Consider the following 18,074-nt stretch of genomic DNA (forward strand, 5'->3'; position numbering starts at 1 on the left):
ATAGTTGGTCATGAATCCTCCTCTTAAACCGCTAATTCCCCATCATTTGGAATATATCATTGCCGATGGTGATTTTTTAATTGTGGAGTTTTCTCCAGGGATTGAAGCAATTCTCCAAGAATCCCTGACCGTTGGGTCTGATCTACGCCGCTTTTTACCCGAATTAGTGGGAAGCGAAGCCGTTGCGCACCAAGTTCTTCAGGGCGAAACCTCACATTTTACGATTAAAGAAATTGCCCATTATGGCCATAACAACCCTAATCATCTCGTTTATATTGACCTCAACCTAGAGCGCCTAGATCAGCAATATTTAATGCTGTTCATCGATGATGTCACCGAAACCGCACTCTTGAGACAATCCCTTGTGCAACGGGTCAATGAAACAGAATTATTGCTCAATGCTCTCAAACGCTCTGAAGACTATAACCGCAAAATCATCACCTCCATGGAGGATGCCCTCCTCACCACCAACCTCTCCGGCAATATTAAAACCGTAAACCCCGCCACCCTAGAACTCTTTGGTTACAGCGAAAGTGAACTCAAAAATCAACCCCTCGCCTTACTATTTCCCGATGGATTGCCCGCCATCCTAGAGCCGCAACATTGGCCAGAAAGCGCCATCCACCAAGACATTGAAGTCAATTGCCAAACGAAGCAAGGGGAAATTCTCACCATTGCTTTTTCCTGTGCGATGATCCAATCCCAAGGCAGTAATTTGCCGGTGGTCATTTATATCGGGCGCAATATCACCGCTCGTAAACGTGCTGAACAAGAAATTAATGCAGCGCTCGCTCAAGAAAAAGAACTCAATGATTTAAAATCCCGCTTCATTGCCATGACCTCCCATGAGTTCAAAAATCCCCTTTCCAGTATTTTAATGTCCGTAGAATTACTAGAAGAACTTTCCCTAACCTGGCATCCGGAAAAGCGGCTCCGTCATCTACAACGCATCCGCCAATGCACAACTCAAATGAATAATTTACTGGAAGATATTCTCATCATTGGTAAGGCCGATACGGGTAAACTAGAGTTTCATCCCCAACCGTTGAACTTAAAACAGTTTTGTCAAGATTTGGTAGAGGAGCTTCAGTTTTTGGCCAGCGAAAGTCATGAAATTGTGCTGGAATATGGAGTATTAACACATCAATATCATCTTGATGAAAAGTTGTTGCGCCATACGTTTGTGAATTTACTCAGTAATGCGGTGAAGTATTCTCCCAAACATCCCCGGGTTGAGTTTCGGGTGGGGGAGGTTGAGCAAACCTTGGTTTTTGAAGTTCAAGACTATGGCATTGGTGTGCCGGAGGAGGATCAGCCCCGCCTGTTTGAAAGTTTTCATCGTTCCCGCAATGTGCAGGAAATTAGCGGTACGGGGTTGGGGTTGTCGATTGTGAAGCGGGCGGTGGAATTACAGGGGGGAATGATTGAGTTTGTCACTGCGTTGAATGTGGGGACGACGTTTACGGTGCGGTTGCCGGTGGGGGGTTAAGCAATGGAGCAGTTAATTATGATGAGTCGCTATCCCATTGCTGGCCAGACGAAAACCCGCTTGATTCCCCGGTTGGGGCCAGAAGGGGCGGCGCAGTTGCAGCAGCAGATGACGGAACATACTTTGGCGACTGTGGCGCGGTTACAGCAATCCCGGCGGGTGAGGGGGGCGATCGCCTTTACCGATGGAGATTTAGCGCAGATGCAGGCCTGGTTGGGGGCGAGTTGGGACTATTGGCCCCAAGGGGAGGGAGATTTAGGCGATCGCATGGCCCGGGCCTTTGCCCACAGTTTTAGCCTTGGGGCCAGCCGAACGGTAATGATTGGCATTGACTGCCCCGACCTCACCCCGGCGCTATTAGCAGCCGCCTTTGACCAATTGGCAACCACTCCCGTTGTTTTCGGCCCTGCTACCGATGGGGGCTATTATCTGATCGGCCTCGCTCAACCCTACCCAGATTTATTTCAGAGCATTACCTGGGGAACGGATCAAGTTTTGGCCCAATCCCGGCAAATTCTCAATACAGCGGCTATGCCCTTTGTGGTGCTGCCGACGTTAACAGATGTGGATTACCCTGAAGATTTGCCGGTGTGGGAAAAATATCAAGGTGATCGATGATGAGCCTATCCTCCCTCCTCTACCTTTCAGCGGGAACCATGCCCTCCCCCGTGGCCAATGAGATCCAAACGGTGAAAATGGCTCAAGCCTTGACTACCCAGGTGGATCATTTTGAATTGATTCTCAGTGGCAACCTGCGATCGCTCCTAGGATTAGAGCCGGATTTTAACCAACGGTTTCAGGATTGGTATGGCATCACCACCCCCTTTAAAATCACCCGCATTCCCGCCCTGACGTGGCGCACGCCTTTCCCCTTTCCACCAGGGGCCTATTCCCCCCGCAAATATCTCCGCTGGGCGGTGGGCTACTGTCGTCGTCAAAACCCGACGGTGGTTTATACCCGCACGCCTTACTTGGTGAAGCCCCTGCTCGCAGCAGGGTTGTCGGTGGTGTTGGAATTCCATGAACCCCTCACGCCCCAGGCGGCAACTTGGTTTCAGCAGCGGCAATTTTTAGGCATTGTGACGTTAGCGCCGGAGTTGCGATCGCAATATCAAACTTTGGGCTTAGAGCCAGACCGGGTTTACATTGCCCCTAGTGGTGTGGATTTAGAGCCTTTTCAAAACCCCATCAGCCTGCTTGAAGCAAGGCAACGGCTCAGTCTGCCCCCCCATCAACCTATTGCCCTCTATGCTGGGAGCCTCTACGACCACAAGGGCATCCCGACGATTTTAGCGGCGGCGGCGCAACTGCCGGATTGCCAGTTTATCCTGGTTGGTGGACAGGGCAATGAGGTGGAGCGGGTGCGATCGCAAGCCCGGCAACAGGGTTTAACCAACCTCCATCTCATCGGTTATCAAACCCAAGGGAAAATTCCCCTCTATCTCTGGGCGGCGGATCTGCTGTTACTCCCCACCAGCAGCCAATGGTTTTTAGCCAGCACCACCTCCCCCTTAAAACTGTTTGAATACATGGCAGCACAACGGCCGATTATTGCCTCGGATTTGCCCAATATTGCCACCGTGTTGCGCGATGGCGAGAATGGTTGCTTAATCCCTCCCGATAATCCCACCGCCTTAGCAGCGGCCATTGAGAAAATCTTAGTCAATCCTGATCACGGTCAAGCCATGGCCATCCAAGCAGCCGAGGATGTCCAAAACTACCGTTGGCAACGGCGGGCCGAGGGGATTCTGGCCTTTATCGAGGGTCAATTAACCCTGTAGGGGCGAAAAATTTTTCGCCCTCCGCCGCAACTGACGCACCATTACCTGCGGAATATCGGCCACAAACCCGATTCGCCTTCCCCCTGCCCATAAAAAAGGAACGTCCGGAGACGTTCCTTTAAAAACTGCTAACGGCAGGGTTCGGCTGGCTCAACCCTGAAGCCGTCGGAAATGGTCGAAAGCTTAAACTTCGTAGGTGGCTTGGCCGGAAAACTTCACCGTGATTGGTTCGGGATTGCTGCCAATGTTGCGGTCTTTTTTGCCGGCAAACTCGCGGCCTTCGTTCACCTTCTCAGGGAACACACCATCGGCGGGGTGCAGGTATTGCAGTTCACCGTTGGGGAAGACGCGATAGATTTTAAAATCTTCAATTTTCGGCTTGAATTTGGTGCGCAGTTGCGTACCCAAGGCCAAACACTGTTCTTTGCGAGCCAAATATAGCAGGTTTTCACCTTCATGCATGATGGCCGCGCCGCCAGTGGGCATTTCAAACACTTGTTCTTTGCCGCTGGTCCAAGTGATCGCGTACTTCTCTTCAGTTTCCGCTTTCGTCAACAGGCCGCCCGTGCTGCCACCAAACTTCGGAGTTTGTCCAGAAAGTGCCTCTGTCATAAACGTCTCTCTAAAGGATGTGATGTTTAGTCGAATGCTATCACTGCAAGTGGAATTCCCCTGTAGATTTGTCAAGAACTGTTACAGTTTTGCCCAAATTCAGGGGCGATCGCCCCTTTTTTTGGCCCCCCAGAGGGGCGATCGCTTCCCCCCGGCAACCCCAGCCCTGAACCGAAGGCCCTATAATAAACCACTGTTAAGAGCAGCATTATGGGGAAATCCAAGTGTTTCACCTCAGTGGTTACGAATATTTTTTAGGCTTTCTGCTGATTGCCAGTTCTGTGCCGATCCTCTCTCTAGTGGCATCGAAAATCCTCAGACCCCGTACCGGCGGCCCAGAGCGGCGCACCACCTATGAATGTGGCATGGAGCCAGTGGGGGGAGCCTGGATTCAATTCAACATTCGCTACTATATGTTCGCCCTCGTCTTCGTCGTCTTCGACGTAGAAACGGTTTTTCTCTACCCTTGGGCGGTGGCTTTCAGTCAATTGGGGCTACTGGCCTTCATTGAAGCCCTGATTTTTATTGCAATTTTAGTCGTTGCCCTAGTCTATGCCTGGCGTAAAGGAGCCTTAGAGTGGTCATGAGTTCTACCCCATCCTCCCCTGAAACAATTCTCAACCCCGTCGCTGTCCCCAGCGTCACCCAAGATCTATCCGAAAACGTCGTCCTCACCACTGTAGACGACCTCTATAACTGGGCGAGACTCTCCAGTCTTTGGCCCCTCCTCTATGGAACCGCCTGCTGTTTCATTGAGTTTGCGGCGATGATCGGCTCTCGTTTTGACTTCGACCGTTTTGGCCTTGTACCCCGCTCCAGCCCCCGCCAAGCGGATCTCTTAATCACCGCTGGCACGATCACGATGAAAATGGCCCCGGCTTTGGTGCGCCTCTATGAGCAAATGCCCGATCCCAAATATGTGATCGCCATGGGGGCCTGCACGATTACCGGCGGGATGTTTAGCGTTGATTCCCCCAGTGCGGTGCGGGGTGTGGATAAGTTGATTCCGGTGGATGTTTATATTCCCGGTTGTCCTCCCCGGCCGGAGGCGATTATGGACGCGATTATCAAGCTACGGAAAAAGGTAGCGAACGAATCGATCCAAGAGCGGGCCACGGTGCAGGAACAACAACATGAATACTATTGCACCACCCACAATATGAAAGTGGTGGAGCCGATTTTAACGGGGGAATATTTGCGATCGCCCGACCGCCAAACCCCCGCCCAGCAACTCACCGAAGCCTACGGGCTACCCATCGCCCCCACCCGTGCAACCACCCAGGAGGAAGTCAACCGTGGCTGAAGCAACCCCCGAACAAACCCCCGAAACGGAATCGACGGCCCTCGTCGCCGGCCCCGTTTCCACTTGGCTCACTGAAAACGGCTTTGAGCATGACCTGCTCGAACGGGATCATCTGGGCGTTGAACTGCTGAAAGTTGATGCTCAGGTGTTGCTGCCCATCTGTACCGCTTTGCGGGCCTATGGGTTTAACTATCTCCAATGTCAGGGGGGCTATGATTTAGGCCCCGGTAAGGAGTTGGTCAGTTTTTACCATTTGGTGAAGGTGCGCGATAATGCCGACAGCACTGAAGAGGTGCGGGTCAAGGTGTTTGTCCCCCGTGATAACCCTCATATTCCCTCGGTCTATTGGATCTGGCGGGCGGCGGATTGGCAGGAGCGGGAAACCTACGATATGTATGGCATCATCTACGATGGCCATCCCAATTTAAAACGGCTCCTGATGCCGGAGGATTGGATCGGCTGGCCCCTGCGGAAGGATTACATTTCCCCGGATTTCTACGAACTCCAGGATGCCTATTAGCTCCCCCCTCTCCTCGTTACTTGGCTCTGCCCAGTAACGTCCCCCGGAGGCTCCGCCTCCATAACCGGCGGCAGAGCCGCCCAACGCCCGCGCCATGGCAGAGCCATGGCACGAGTTAACAGGGAACGATGGGATTTGTGGGGGAGGAATAGCCATGAGTCGATGGGCTTGGGCGGTGCTGTTGAGCGCCTATGTGTTGGGAGTATTGGCGGGGAATATGGGTGCTGTCCTGGGGGTGGGAGCTTTGGGCTTGCTCACCGCTGGGGGACTGTTGGCCTGGCAAATGCCCCAACGGTGGCGGGCCGGCCCCCATGGGCGCGTTTGGTTAGCGGCGGGACTGGTGGGGGCGATCGCCCTCCTCTATACCCATCTCCTCCAACCCCAACCCGGCCCCCAAGATATTAGCCATACCCTCCCCCGCATGGCAGGGGAAGAGGTGATCCTCGCGGGCCAAATTCTCGAACCCCCTCGCCTCACCCGTAAACAGCGCACGCGCCTTATCCTTGGGGTCGAACAACTCAACAATAATGCTCAAATTCGCGGCAAAGTTTACGCGACTCTTCCCCTCCTCCACGGGACGGGCCTAGTGCCGGGGCAACGGGTGCAATTACAAGGCCGCCTCTATGATCCCCCTCGGGCCAGCACACCGGGGGGCTTTGATTTTCGGGAATTTTTAGCACGGCAGGGGATTTTTGCCGGTTTTAGTGGCGAGTTGGCGGCGGAACCGACGGAGCGACCGGGGGGATTGTGGCAGGCGCGGGAGCGGATTGTGCGGGCCTTTGTGGACGGGTTAGGCAGTCCCAAGGGGGTATTGGTGGCGGGGATGGTGTTAGGGCGTAAAGCGGTGGATTTAGCCATTGATGTCCAAACCCAATTTATCCAGGTGGGGTTAGCCCATACCCTAGCAGCTTCGGGGTTTCATGTGACGACGTTGCTAGGGGTAGTATCGGCAGTGACGCGATTTTTGCCCCCTCGGGTGCAGATGGCGGTGGGCGTGACGACGTTGGCGGTGTATGTGGGGTTAACGGGGCTACAGGCGGCGGTGGTGCGGGCGGCGGTGATGGGGGTGGTGGCGTTGAGTACGTTGGTGTGGAAGCGGCGGGTGCGATCGCTCGGTCTGATCCTCGTCACCGCCACCGTATTATTGCTGTTTAATCCCCGCTGGCTCGCGGATGTGGGGTTTCAACTCAGTTTTATGGCCACTGTGGGGCTGATTACCGCTACGCCTTGGGTGATGGCGCGGTTGACGTTTTTGCCCAGTTACTTAGCGACGGTGATTGCGGTTCCCATTGCGGCGATGGTGTGGACGCTGCCCCTGTTGGTTTATCATTTCAAAACGCTATCGCTCTATAACGTCGTGGTGAGTATTGTCACCACGCCTTTGATTACGGTGATTAGTACGGGGGGGTTTGGGGTGGCGATCGCCGCCCTCTTTTCCCCCAGTTTAGGAGCGCTCATTGCCCTCGCCCTCACCTGGCCCGTCACACTCCTCTTTATCATCGTTGAATGGTTCTACCATCTACCGGGGAGTTTACGGGCCGTGGGGGCGATCCATCCGCTACAAATTGCCCTCGTTTATGGGGTGGGGTTGGCCCTCTGTTGGCGGCCCTGGCCCTGGCGACGGCATTTATTGTTAATTCTTGCTGGCTTAGGGATCTTATTCATTCCCCTCTGGGTACAGGGGACGACGCGGGTCGCTTTTACGCTGTTGCCAACAGCCCCCCAGCCGGTGGTGATTGTGGAGGATCGGGGCAAGGTGGGGTTAATTGGGGGAGGCGATGGGTACGCTAGCGCGGATCGCGATGTGATTGATTATCAAATCACGCCCTTTTTACATCAACGGGGGATTAATCGCCTCGATGGGGTCGTGCTGACGGGTGGCTCTTTTGATCTGGCCCATTTAGCCCTCAATCGCCAACTGCAAGCGCTCTGGACGACCGCCCCTGCTCAATTCGAGGGCATCCCTCCCCTTTCCCAATCCATCACCATCGGGGCCACCACGCTCCACCCCCTCAATCCCGAAAATTCTGTCCTCTGGCTCCATCAACCCCGGCAAAATTGGCTGCTGATTCTCGCCCCTGTGGCCACATTACCGGCATTTACAACCATTCCCGATGTGGCGATCATCGCTGAATCTGCCCTCACCCCAGACCTCTTATCCGCAATCCCGGCTCCGGTGGTGGTCATTACTAACCGTCAAGAACCGGAAGCATTCCCGGAAATTCATCCCCAAAATTTTCCCCACACCCAACTCCACTGGCTCGGGGATGGGGGAATGGTGCAATGGAACGCCCACCAAGGCTTAAACCTCGGTGAAGACTTAAATCCTACTCTGGAGTAATGACCAATTGATAAGGACTGGATGCTCCATTGGCATCCCCCACATAAATGGTATGCTCTCCCGCTGACCACAGGCCAGGAATTTTCGCTGTACCGCCGCTGCGGGTGGCCATGGCATAGAAACAACCATCGGGGCCATTAATCATCAATGTCGGTTGGCTCCCGTTGCCTGTCGCCTGAATTTCCACCGCCATCGGGCTGGCAATCCGCATCCGGTGGCTGGGGTTAGGGGGAATAGCGTTACAACTGAGGGCTTGACTGTGGGCCGTACCAACGCATTGCGTCGGGGTGGATGTGACGGTACTGCTAGGGCCACAGGCCGCCTGTTGGGCGGTGGCGTTGCTCATCACGGTGGCGAGCAGGGCGGTGGCGGTGAAAATGGCGGGAAATAGGGTTTTTAGCATGGTGGGGTTCCGAACTCGCTCTACCTTTATGATGTCATGGGGGCGATCGCGGTTCCGGATGCCTATGCCTGTTTGGGAATTGTCTTGATTCGCTCCTCCCCTCAGGGTGATGGGTGCGTAGCGCTTGGATTGAACGGGGGCGATCGCCCCCATTGCAGATAAAGTCAAAGGGCCATCAACCTTGCCTCCCTTGACCAGCAACGTTTAGAGTCAGCGTTAGGAACTGTTAGGAGACTCACGATGGCCTCGATTACTAACCTCTTGCAAACCTTAGCTGACGGTGGCGTGATCAGCTTCCCCACCGATACCGTTCCCGCCCTAGCAACGTTACCTGCCCAGGGTGAGCAAATTTTTCACCTTAAACAGCGACAACCCGATAAACCCTTGATTTTACTCGGGGCCGCTTGGGAGGATTTTGCCCCCTATGTAGCGGGGACGGCAGCAGAACGGCAACAGTGGGAGGCGATCGCCCAGCAATATTGGCCCGGCCCCCTTACCCTGGTTCTCCCCGCCACCGACCAAGTTCCCGCCACCCTGAACCCCCAAAAACCCGGTACTATTGGCATCCGCATTCCGGATCAGGCCTTTGCCCTTGAGCTATTGCGCCAAAGTCAACCCCTCGCCACCACCAGCGCCAACCGCTCTGGTCAACCCCCTTTAACCCGTTTTGGGGACATTCAAGCCACCTTTCCTACTGTGGCCGTACCCTCAGCGCTGGATTTTCCCCCCGATCAAGCCTGGGGAACGGGTCAACCCTCAACCGTTGCCCAATGGACAGGGGTGGGTTGGCAGATCCTCCGGCAAGGCAGCATCTTTTTGCCAGCCTGACCCGATTGAATCCGCAATCCGGTCAGGCCAAACCCAAGATTTGTCGGGATGAGTTTGCCGAACCCCGGCCGCTCTGACGGCGATCGGCTCAGTTTTCGCGATTTCGGGGGGGGATTAAAGTCGGATTGTGTAGCAAGAGCGGTTCTGCCGAATCCCGGCCCAAAATCCCCGATCTACCCCCAACTGTTGCAAAATGCATACAGGCCCGTTCGCCGATCCTGCCGCAAGGTAGCATCAATCTAGGTAGATAACACAAAGTGGTATGGATGAACAGCAGGATTTGGCTCAATTACAAATAGCTTTGTCCCAGATGACCCTAGCCTATGAACAGGCCAGCCAACTCAATCAACTCAAAGGCGGTTTCCTGGCTCGCACCTCCCATGAACTACGGGCCCCGATTAGCAGCATGATGGGCCTCCATCAACTGATCCTCTCTGACCTGTGCGAAAGCCCCGAAGAAGAGCGGGACTTCGTTCGTCAGGCCCATGAGTCTGCCCAACAACTGCTTAAACTGCTGGATGAAATCCTCTATATCGCTAAACTGGACTACGGTACGAACCAAGTCCATACCCATCCCCTTTCGCTCCAGACGGCTTTGGCGGGCATCCATCGCTTGACCCACCTCGTCGCCCTCAATCGCGGCTATGGTTTAACCCTCACGGAGCCAGAACCGGACTGCTATGTGATGGCGGATGAAAAGAAATTTATTCAGGCTTTGGCCAGTTTGGTCAATACGGCGATCGCCACCATCAAAGAAGGCGAAATCACGATCACCGTCGAACCCGAACCCGAAACTGTCAGCCTGTTGATCACGATTACCTCAGGGCAGACGATTTGGGAGCTTGGGGATCAGGAAGAACCCTGGATCTTGGTACAACCGGATCAACCCCAAGATGCTCCCCCGCCCCTCCCTTCCCCCGCCATGGCCTTGACCCTGAGCACAAAGCTGATTCACCACATGGGAGGCAGTTTAACCCTCTGCGCTACCCCTGCCCAAGGCGATGCCTTTACACAGATACGGTGTCAGATGCTGCGGGCTGAACCCCTGATTGACTTGGACTTTGAAACTCTGGGTTGACACTCCCCGCGCTAAAGCGACGGGGATTCTTCACTCAACGAGCCAACTTGCTCAGACAGGATGACTCCAGCCAAAGTAGAGGTCGATTCTCCTGAAGCGTTGCTTGCGTCTCGCGCAAAAGTTCCGGTATGCCCTACCGTACTCAATCCCCGACTGAGGATGTTTCTCGCTGCATTATGATCCCTGTCCATCACACATCCACATCGACAAACATGAGTCCGAGTGGATAAAGTCTTCTGGACAATGGCACCGCAGCGAGAGCATTCCTGGCTTGTCCTGTGGGGTGGAACAGCAATAGTGAGCTTGCCGAACACCTTGCCAAAATATTCCAACCACACCCGGAACTGATACCAAGAAGCATCGCTAATCGATTTGGCAAGGCTGTGATTGCGCACCATATTCCTGATTCTCAAATCTTCGTAAGCCACCAAGTCGTTAGACCGGATTACGCATCTTGCCAACTTCACAGCAAAATCTTGACGCTGCCTACTTATTTTGAGATGGCGCTTACCTAGAACCACCCTTGCCTTTGCTCGATTCTGACCCCCTTTCTTCCTTCTGGAAACAGTGCGCTGCGACTGCTTGAGTCGTGACTCACTTTTCCTGAGATGTCGAGGGTTTCCCACTGTTTCACCGTTGCTATCGGTGTAGAACTCTTTAAGTCCAACGTCCAAGCCGATGGCTCGACCAGAGGGTTCAACGAATTCAGTCCGTTCTGCACGAATACAGAACTGGGCATAGTAGCCATCGGCTCTTTTGATGAGGCGAACTCGCTTAATCTGTTCTATGGGATAGAAATGCAGATCGCGAGTGCCTTTGAGCTTTAGTCTACCAATGCCCTTCTTGTCGGTGAAGGTGATGACCTTGCGATTCTCATCTAACTTCCACCCAGAGGTTTTGTACTCCACTGAGCGGTTATTTTTCTTGAAGGAGGGAAATCCCTTTTTTCCGGGGATACCCTTCTTGCAGTTTTCGTAGAATCGCGAGATTGCACTCCAGGCTCTTTCTGCGGATGCTTGGCGAGCCATGCTGTTGAGTTCAGCGGCAAAAGGGAATTCCTGAGCCAGTTGAGCGCATAGTTTTTGCAGATCGTTCTGTCCAGTTCCCCGGTTGTCCATCCAATAACGGATGGCTTTGTTTCGGATAAACTGGACTGTTCTCACCGCCTCGTCTATGGCGCTGAATTGCTGGGGCTTTCCGTAGGCTTTAAACTCTAGTACAATCATGGCTATATCCTAGCACACAATATAAGCCGCCCTGCAAGGACGGCGACTCAAGTCGCCCTGTCGTCTTTCATCCCCGCGAAGACAGCGACGTTGCTCTAAGACTCCCGCACTATTTTCGTAATTATTGAGTTGATCGTCTTCGGCGTAGTAGAAGGGGCGCACCTTAGCGGTAAAGCCAGACGCTTTAAACTGCTTCAGTTGCAGCGGTGTGGGTTGGTTTGCCGCCACCATGATCCGAATTTGAAAATCACTCTCGCCCGGGGGAATTTCCGGAATCGAGCCGATCCGGGTGCGGTTTTGGAGCACCGGATTGCCATTGGCATCGTAAATCCGCCCAAACACATCCGCATCAATCACATATTTACTCGTGGGATTCGTTGCCTTCCCCGTCACGAGGAAACAGTGGGCCTCTTGAATGCCCATACTCGTTACCGCCCCCTCTGCCAAATTGGCGGGGCATTCATGGTAATCGAGATCAGAAATTTGCACGCTGGTGAGGGCGATCGCCCCCGGAGCCAACCAACCCATCACCACCACCAGCATTATGAGAGCAGCGATATGGGTTAGCGCAGCCATCGCCCCTCGACGGAACCCCTGGATCATCATCCACCCTCCCTATAGTGAGCTTGTATTATCGAGGGACGCATCTAACTCCATGCGTTGCTCCATCCGTCGCAAAAAATAGCCCGTCATCATCGCCGAGGCCAGCAAATTGGCCATATTTTCCCGATCTGTGATGATTTGGACGTTAAAATCTTCTGTGGGCAGCAGGCCCACCAAGCCCTGGACATTGTGGGTAATAATCTGCCTGACTTCCGGGGTTGCCGACTGCGCTACCTGCTCTAGAACTTCGGGATGTTGCTGCTTCAGATACCGCAAAAGCAGGTTCATGTCGGCTTCTTCCGTGTTGAAGTTAAAGAGGTTTGGGTCTAATACCATCAGGTTTTTGGTAAAAATGAGGGGACTCGCTTTTCTCTACTCTAAACCATGTTGCTCATTGTGGCCGGCTCAAGGCGAAATGCCATGAGGGGATAATATCAGTAATTATACTATCCCCCAACAAGGGAGACCCCCAGAGTGATCGCTGTCTATGTAAATACCCAGTGCAAACCCTTGATAAATCGCGAATAAATTCAATGATTCAGTGAAAATACGTAGATTGGCCTTCAGTGTATACCGCAAAGCTTAATTCTCCCGACAAGGTAAAAACCTTATCCTGTCTTGCTTTGCCCTCGGTTTTGCGCCTTTACCCAAACTTGATAAAATTTTCCGCCAAATTCATCAAGACTTTACCTACATTTGCTGAAAGTTGAGTTTAATAGAAGGTAGGAGATGATGTTTCTGAAGCTGCCGGGGTCTAACATCCCCAAAGCACATTTTTCAATTTTAATCGCGAGTTGACTTGGGGAGGATTTCCGCTATGCTTACACAACGCTTACTGCTCGGTTTATCGTTAGTTGCCAGTTTGGGGGCGATCGCCACCCAACCGGCTTGGTCGTTAACCCTCGACTTCGACGATGCCGAAACTAACTATCGAACCTACACCCACAACCCCGATCCCGACGCGCTCTACCAGTATGGTCAAGCCGCCGCGATCCAGGCTCTCACCGATGGGGATTTTAGCACCAACGTAGAATTATACTACTCTGGCGAAAATGTCACCGAGAACGTCGGCTTTAACGCCACCGTGGGCAACTACACCGCCAGAGTCACCAGCGTCACCACCGCCGACTGGCAGGAATATGGCACACAATGGATGAACGACCTGTTTACCCGCTATGACAGTTTCCAAACCAGTTGGAACAGTCTCAGCAGCCCCGCCCAAACGGTTTTTGAAGAAACATTCAAACATGCAGGCCTCGGTGATCCCAACATTGCCCAGTTTGCCATGGATAACAGTGGCGGTATGACCATAAGCACGGTCGGCTTCTATGACCTCCGGGGTGTACTGCAAACCCGCGCCGGGGAAAAATTAGCCCAGTCTCAAACCCTGGCTAAACTAGCCACCGCTACCAATACCCAAAAAGCAGCAGCAGCAGCCAAAATGGGCATCACCACCACCGCCCTCAATGCGCAAATTGCTGCATCTCCCTTTGCTATTGAAGGTTTAACCGCCCTCTTGGCCACGGTCAACAGCTTACAAGAAGCCCTCCAAGCCAGCGAAGTGGCGCGGGTGGATATCTATAAAGATGGGGAATTCCAAGGCCGGGAATATGCCTATAGCTTCAGTGCGGTTGCTTCGGGAATCACCGCTTTAGATGATGGCGAATCCTACAGCGGCGTTTATACCTGGACAAAACCGGGAACTCAGGAGAGTAGCGGTGTCCCTGAACCCACATTCCTCCTCGCCACTGCCGTTGTGGGGGGTCTCTTCTCCGCTGCTAAACGCAAACAAAAACAAGCTCGCTAGCCGTGCAATTGATAGCCGTAGGGGCGAAAAATAAAAATATTTCGCCCCCACGCCTCAGCGGTTGACTCCAGAACTCAATCTCTCTTCAACCCCGTTGCCCCTCTCTCCAGAGGGGTTTTTCATGGCAATTGATAACCCCTAGGGGTGATCAGCCAATCTTCATAACGGCGGGTGTTGCTGTTGCCGATTAAAACGGTGGTGAGCATATCGATGGGTTGGGTGAGCATTTCCCCCAAGGTGGTGAGGGCGATCGCTTCTTCGGGGCGATAGGCGGATTGCACTAGGGCGACGGGGGTGTCAGGACTGCGATATTGCAGAAAAATTTCCTGGGCGGTGGCGATTTGGGTTTGCCGTTGGCGCGATCGCGGGTTATACAGTGCCGTGACAAAATCCCCCTGGGCCGCAGCGGTTAACCGTTGGACAATCACATCCCAAGGGGTGAGCAGGTCGCTCAAACTGACGGCGCAAAAATCATGCATTAAGGGAGCGCCCACCCGTGAAGCGGCGGCTTGGAGGGCGGTAATACCGGGTAAAACGGTGATCCGGGGGGTTTTGCCATCCCAACCTTGGGCCGCAAGGGTTTCCATTACCAACCCCGCCATCCCATAGATCCCGCAATCCCCCGATGACACCACCGCGACGGATAACCCCCACCGGGCTAAAGTGGCTCCCCGCTCGGCCCGCTGCACCTCTTGGGTAATGGGCAAAGCTTCCCAAATTTGGCCGGGGCGGCGGAGGGATTGGATTAAATCGAGATAAAGGCTGTAACCAATGACCACATCGGCGGCGGCGATCGCCATTTGGGCGGCGGGGGTCATTTGGCTCAACGCCCCCGGCCCCATGCCCACAAGGGCGAGATCACCAGGGCGGCCCGTGTATTCCTGGGGGGCAAGGGCGATCGCTACTGTCACCGCCCCCCCATCGGGATCCGTAAACACCTGTTTCGAGACTAATAATTCTCCCCCGCTGGCTTTGAGGGCCGCAGCTTCAGCAACACTAGGGGTTCCCACGGCAGCGGCGACAATCGGGGAAGGGGTCGGTACGGTGATCGGGGCTAATTCTTCTGGGGTAAATGTTAGGAGAGGATAGTTCTCTTGTTCGCAAAGTTCGAGAAAGGCTATTTCATCGCCTTTGCGATCCAAGGTGGCAATGCCGGCGATCGCCTCCCTCGCCAAACCTTGAGCCGTTAAAACCTGTGTTAATGCCGCTTCGACCCAGGCCAAACTCGTCCCCCGCTCACAGCCTAACCCCACCCAAAGCAAACGGGGATGCCAGGCCACCGTAGGGTAAGGGGCAGAGGGCGCAACCCGGTAATCAATCCACACCTGAGCATCGGGGTTCGGGAGCGGTTCAAATTGGAAAGGATGGGTGGCCGGTAGCCCCTGCTGCCATAGCGTTGTTCCGGTTTTTTGCTGAATTTGCACCGCACCATGGCGGGCGATCGCCCCACTTACCGCCGTCCAATCCCCCGCCCCTCGTCGCCATCCCCAGGGTTTCCCCCACATATCCACCCCCGGCAAATCCTGGCCCTGAGCGGCTCCAGTGAGGATCGCCTGACCGCCCCAATAGTTGGCAAGAATTTGCGTGAGGCGATCGCCCCCCCCTTGATGGCCCCCACAGAGGCTAATCACAGACTTAGAACTGGGATCAACGACCATCACCGCCGGATCGGTGGCCTTATCCTTTAAGAGCGGTGCAATCAACCGCACCACCGCCCCCGTAGCCAAACCAAAAATCAACCCATCATAATCCTGCCAAATTTGGGTCAAGCAAACCCCTAAGTTCTCACCGTAGGATTGCAAAGGCGGCTCCGTTGCCCAATCGGGCGGCACGAATAAAGGCAGCCCGTATTCCTGACAGAGGGGCAACAGTGCGGCAATAGCGGCGGGGGTCGTGGCGATCGCCGCCAGAGTTTGGGAGGAAAAAGGGCTAATCAAAGGAGCAAAAACATGGACAATCTTTCTAGTGAATCATGATTTTAACCCGCCATCTTGCCATCCCGCAGCATCTTCACATATTGCAGATAAATTTGGTATTCAATTGCCTTCTCCTGAGCCAAACTATAGAACTGGCTCGTTTCCGGCACTTTTTCCATCGACACCACCGCCTGATCCCAAGCCAGCACCGCATCATCCCAACTGTCGCTCTCCCGCGCCTCCCGGGCCACATCCACCGCCCGCTCTGCATCTAGCACCGCCACATAAAACGCTAAATCGACATCGCGATGACGCTGAAGGGCATATTCTTCATAGCCCTGATATTCAATCACCTTCTCCTGAGCTTGGGCATAGTGGGGATGATCCACCGGCACATCCCGCATCCCCGCCACTGCCGCCTGCCAATGTTCAGCAATCTCCTGCCAATCATCCGCCGTGCGGGCTTTGGGCAAGGCCGCCACCGCTGCATTGGCATGATTCACCGCTTCATGGAACGCCAATTGGGGGTCTGGCCGTTCATCCACCGCCACCGCTGCCCCATGATCCGTGAGTGCAACAGCTTCAGGATTGGGAGTCCCATCCTTACCATTGCCAAACAAAGCCGCCAACGACCAACCCCCCAAGGCCAAAGGAACCAAGGACATTAACACCGCTTCCGTAAACCGAGGCGCACGGCGTGGGGATTGATCCAGATCAACAATGGGCGGAACCGGCAACCCGGAGGGGGGAAGATGATCTTCAATAATTGTGGAATCTTCTTCGAGGACATCGAGGGAACTATTGCCTTCGGCTGGCTCTGGGGTGGCAGTAAGCTGATGAGGGGGAGCCGGAGGAAGGTTGAGGAGGTCGGGGATGTGGATGGCATCGGCCTGTTGGGCGATCGCCTGCTGCATCCAAGCCTCAAAACGGTCTTGGATTAATCGTTGCCGCAACCCTTCACTAAATTTCACCGGAATATATCGCTCCAGCCGCACAATCACCACCCATTGATCGACCCGAAACGGGGGGGAAACCTGGCCCGGTTGGCTAATGCGGAGCATTTGGGCCAGTTTAGGGTGGAGGTTGGATAATTCCAACGGCCCGACGAGGCCATTGGTGCGGGCTTCGGGGCCTTGGGAATAGCGGGTGGCCAGTTCGGCAAAATCCGCTTCTGATTCCCGGAGCCGAAAATACAATTCCTGAATAATTTCAAGATTATCGGTTTGGATCAGCGAAAAAAGCACCTGATCGTAGCGTTCCTGTTGGTTGAGGAATTCCGCCTCTACCTGCGTCCCCCAAGCCGCCTCTTTAAATTTTTGTAACTTAAGCTGACGGGGTGCAACCCGTTCAATCTGCTCCCGTGCCGCGTTGAAATACTGAGGCTGCTGGGCCAATTGGTCGCAGTAGTCCTTAAACTCTAAATCCGTGTAGGTGATGGGGGCGATCGCCCGCTCAATGGTGAGTTCTCGGAGCAGATGGGGCAAAACTTGCGGTGAGGTCAGCAAGTTCACAACAGCTTCTGCATCTAAATTTTGCGGATTGGCGTTTAGAACTGTGCTCATGGCTGGTTCTCTGGGGAGCAGGTAACGGCACAAGGATTAAATCTTGATACCCTATTCTAGGCCCTTCCCTCCCAAAATTCGCCCCCCATGGCCAAAAAACTGGGTCTAGAGCATTGACACTCCCCGCGCTAAAGCGACGGGGATTCTTGGTTCATTGACCGGACTTAACTGAGCAGGATTGCTCCAACCCAGCCAGAGGTCTAATCTCCCCAAGCGTATAACTTCCCGTTTGCCCCACGGTAGTTAGTCCAAGGCGCAGGATACAAACCCGCATCACTACTGACTTGGCCAGATGCCGATCACAGACCAACCCCTCCACATTCAAGTCTTCGCAGGCGACCAAATCGTTAGATTGGACGACGCAGTAGGCAATCCGCCTACTCATTACGCTGCCTGCTTACCCTTAAATGCTTCCAGGCCTGTCGGTTTTTAGCCTTGTTATAGTTCCTAGACGTTTGAAATACAATGTAATTAGCATAACATGACTGGCCCAAAACGGCGACTAAAGTCGCTCGTGTCGTCTTTCATCCCCGCAATAAATTGACGGGGCTTTCAGACTCCCGCACTATTTTCGTAAACGGATTGCGACTTGCAAACGTTCTGCC

Annotated in this window: 16 protein-coding genes and 2 pseudogenes; 10 read left to right on the forward strand and 8 right to left on the reverse strand. The window is 54.1% G+C overall.

The window, feature by feature from the left end; all coding sequences use genetic code 11:
* Positions 1 to 10: 10 nt before the first annotated feature.
* Genes VB712_RS10925 through VB712_RS10935 form a run of 3 tightly spaced genes read left to right on the forward strand, consistent with a single transcriptional unit; the run spans position 11 to position 3,270 of the window.
* The gene (locus tag VB712_RS10925) at positions 11 to 1,489 is read left to right on the forward strand and encodes a PAS domain-containing sensor histidine kinase (protein WP_323254594.1); all 1,479 of its coding nucleotides are present in this window, start codon (positions 11 to 13) and stop codon (positions 1,487 to 1,489) included.
* A 3-nt stretch (positions 1,490 to 1,492) separates the two neighbouring features.
* Positions 1,493 to 2,107 carry a TIGR04282 family arsenosugar biosynthesis glycosyltransferase gene (locus tag VB712_RS10930; protein WP_323254595.1) on the forward strand — a complete coding sequence of 205 codons (615 nt, stop codon included), beginning with the start codon at positions 1,493 to 1,495 and terminating at the stop codon, positions 2,105 to 2,107.
* Positions 2,107 to 3,270 carry a glycosyltransferase family 4 protein gene (locus VB712_RS10935; protein WP_323254596.1) on the forward strand — a complete coding sequence of 388 codons (1,164 nt, stop codon included), beginning with the start codon at positions 2,107 to 2,109 and terminating at the stop codon, positions 3,268 to 3,270. The genes VB712_RS10930 and VB712_RS10935 overlap by 1 nt, the downstream gene beginning before the upstream one ends.
* 183 nt (positions 3,271 to 3,453) lie before the next feature.
* On the opposite strand, the gene VB712_RS10940 is transcribed toward VB712_RS10935, so the two are convergent.
* Complete coding sequence (locus VB712_RS10940; protein ID WP_323254597.1) at positions 3,454 to 3,882, reverse strand: photosystem I reaction center subunit II PsaD; 429 nt, start codon at positions 3,880 to 3,882, stop codon at positions 3,454 to 3,456.
* Positions 3,883 to 4,106: 224 nt separating this feature from the next.
* Between VB712_RS10940 and ndhC the strand changes: the two genes are divergently transcribed.
* From ndhC to VB712_RS10960, 4 genes are all read left to right on the forward strand, one after another.
* Positions 4,107 to 4,469 (forward strand): photosynthetic/respiratory NAD(P)H-quinone oxidoreductase subunit C, encoded by a 363-nt coding sequence (gene ndhC / locus VB712_RS10945; protein ID WP_323254598.1) that lies wholly within the window; start codon positions 4,107 to 4,109, stop codon positions 4,467 to 4,469.
* A complete protein-coding gene (locus tag VB712_RS10950; protein ID WP_323254599.1) occupies positions 4,466 to 5,185 on the forward strand; it encodes an NADH dehydrogenase subunit K in 720 nt (239 codons plus the stop codon). Before ndhC ends, VB712_RS10950 begins: the two co-directional genes overlap by 4 nt.
* Positions 5,178 to 5,705, forward strand: a complete 528-nt coding sequence (locus VB712_RS10955) for an NAD(P)H-quinone oxidoreductase subunit J (RefSeq protein ID WP_323254600.1) — start codon at positions 5,178 to 5,180, stop codon at positions 5,703 to 5,705. Before VB712_RS10950 ends, VB712_RS10955 begins: the two co-directional genes overlap by 8 nt.
* A 154-nt stretch (positions 5,706 to 5,859) precedes the next feature.
* Positions 5,860 to 8,046, forward strand: a complete 2,187-nt coding sequence (locus VB712_RS10960; protein WP_323254601.1) for a ComEC/Rec2 family competence protein — start codon at positions 5,860 to 5,862, stop codon at positions 8,044 to 8,046.
* On the opposite strand, the gene VB712_RS10965 is transcribed toward VB712_RS10960, so the two are convergent.
* Positions 8,033 to 8,617 (reverse strand): hypothetical protein, encoded by a 585-nt coding sequence (locus VB712_RS10965; RefSeq protein WP_323254602.1) that lies wholly within the window; start codon positions 8,615 to 8,617, stop codon positions 8,033 to 8,035. The genes VB712_RS10960 and VB712_RS10965 overlap by 14 nt on opposite strands.
* Before the next feature lie 72 nt (positions 8,618 to 8,689).
* On the opposite strand from VB712_RS10965, the gene VB712_RS10970 reads away from it, so the two are divergent.
* Together VB712_RS10970 and VB712_RS10975 are read left to right on the forward strand one after the other, a co-directional pair.
* The gene (locus VB712_RS10970; protein ID WP_323254603.1) at positions 8,690 to 9,277 is read left to right on the forward strand and encodes an L-threonylcarbamoyladenylate synthase; all 588 of its coding nucleotides are present in this window, start codon (positions 8,690 to 8,692) and stop codon (positions 9,275 to 9,277) included.
* A 262-nt stretch (positions 9,278 to 9,539) separates the two neighbouring features.
* On the forward strand, positions 9,540 to 10,355 hold the full coding sequence (locus VB712_RS10975) for a HAMP domain-containing sensor histidine kinase (protein WP_323254604.1): 816 nt from the start codon (positions 9,540 to 9,542) through the stop codon (positions 10,353 to 10,355).
* A gap of 11 nt (positions 10,356 to 10,366) precedes the next feature.
* Here the strand turns inward: VB712_RS10975 and VB712_RS10980 are convergent, their stop codons facing one another.
* The 3 genes and pseudogenes from VB712_RS10980 to VB712_RS10990 all read right to left on the reverse strand — a co-directional run bounded on the left by VB712_RS10980 (position 10,367) and on the right by VB712_RS10990 (position 12,520).
* A complete protein-coding gene (locus tag VB712_RS10980; RefSeq protein WP_323254605.1) occupies positions 10,367 to 11,581 on the reverse strand; it encodes a transposase in 1,215 nt (404 codons plus the stop codon).
* Between the two features lie 156 nt (positions 11,582 to 11,737).
* Positions 11,738 to 12,124: pseudogene (locus tag VB712_RS10985) on the reverse strand (hypothetical protein); the annotation flags it as partial.
* 72 nt (positions 12,125 to 12,196) lie between these two features.
* Positions 12,197 to 12,520 carry a DUF760 domain-containing protein gene (locus VB712_RS10990; RefSeq protein ID WP_323254607.1) on the reverse strand — a complete coding sequence of 108 codons (324 nt, stop codon included), beginning with the start codon at positions 12,518 to 12,520 and terminating at the stop codon, positions 12,197 to 12,199.
* Between the two features lie 481 nt (positions 12,521 to 13,001).
* Here VB712_RS10990 and VB712_RS10995 point away from each other — a divergent pair, with 481 nt between their 5' ends.
* A complete protein-coding gene (locus tag VB712_RS10995) occupies positions 13,002 to 13,991 on the forward strand; it encodes an NF038130 family PEP-CTERM protein (RefSeq protein WP_323254608.1) in 990 nt (329 codons plus the stop codon).
* Between the two features lie 119 nt (positions 13,992 to 14,110).
* On the opposite strand, the gene cobJ is transcribed toward VB712_RS10995, so the two are convergent.
* The 3 genes and pseudogenes from cobJ to VB712_RS20475 form a co-directional block, all read right to left on the reverse strand.
* A complete protein-coding gene (gene cobJ, locus VB712_RS11000; protein ID WP_323254609.1) occupies positions 14,111 to 15,928 on the reverse strand; it encodes a precorrin-3B C(17)-methyltransferase in 1,818 nt (605 codons plus the stop codon).
* A gap of 41 nt (positions 15,929 to 15,969) precedes the next feature.
* Positions 15,970 to 17,469, reverse strand: coding sequence for a peptidylprolyl isomerase (locus tag VB712_RS11005; RefSeq protein ID WP_323254610.1), 1,500 nt, complete (start codon positions 17,467 to 17,469; stop codon positions 15,970 to 15,972).
* A gap of 151 nt (positions 17,470 to 17,620) precedes the next feature.
* Positions 17,621 to 17,921, reverse strand: a pseudogene (locus VB712_RS20475) (hypothetical protein); the annotation flags it as partial.
* Between the last annotated feature and the right edge of the window lie 153 nt (positions 17,922 to 18,074).

The organism is Spirulina sp. CCNP1310, from assembly GCF_034932185.1.
Taxonomy (GTDB): domain Bacteria; phylum Cyanobacteriota; class Cyanobacteriia; order Cyanobacteriales; family Spirulinaceae; genus Spirulina.

Bases quoted from the DNA above. Each gene is read 5' to 3' on its own strand.
- VB712_RS10970 (WP_323254603.1), top strand. From the start codon at position 8,690: ATGGCCTCGATTACTAACCTCTTGCAAACCTTAGCTGACGGTGGCGTG.
- VB712_RS10960 (WP_323254601.1), top strand. From the start codon at position 5,860: ATGAGTCGATGGGCTTGGGCGGTGCTGTTGAGCGCCTATGTGTTGGGA.
- VB712_RS10950 (WP_323254599.1), top strand. From the start codon at position 4,466: ATGAGTTCTACCCCATCCTCCCCTGAAACAATTCTCAACCCCGTCGCT.
- VB712_RS10930 (WP_323254595.1), top strand. From the start codon at position 1,493: ATGGAGCAGTTAATTATGATGAGTCGCTATCCCATTGCTGGCCAGACG.
- VB712_RS11005 (WP_323254610.1), bottom strand. From the start codon at position 17,469: ATGAGCACAGTTCTAAACGCCAATCCGCAAAATTTAGATGCAGAAGCT.
- VB712_RS10975 (WP_323254604.1), top strand. From the start codon at position 9,540: ATGGATGAACAGCAGGATTTGGCTCAATTACAAATAGCTTTGTCCCAG.
- VB712_RS10995 (WP_323254608.1), top strand. From the start codon at position 13,002: ATGCTTACACAACGCTTACTGCTCGGTTTATCGTTAGTTGCCAGTTTG.
- VB712_RS10990 (WP_323254607.1), bottom strand. From the start codon at position 12,520: ATGGTATTAGACCCAAACCTCTTTAACTTCAACACGGAAGAAGCCGAC.
- VB712_RS10925 (WP_323254594.1), top strand. From the start codon at position 11: ATGAATCCTCCTCTTAAACCGCTAATTCCCCATCATTTGGAATATATC.
- VB712_RS10935 (WP_323254596.1), top strand. From the start codon at position 2,107: ATGAGCCTATCCTCCCTCCTCTACCTTTCAGCGGGAACCATGCCCTCC.
- VB712_RS10980 (WP_323254605.1), bottom strand. From the start codon at position 11,581: ATGATTGTACTAGAGTTTAAAGCCTACGGAAAGCCCCAGCAATTCAGC.
- VB712_RS10940 (WP_323254597.1), bottom strand. From the start codon at position 3,882: ATGACAGAGGCACTTTCTGGACAAACTCCGAAGTTTGGTGGCAGCACG.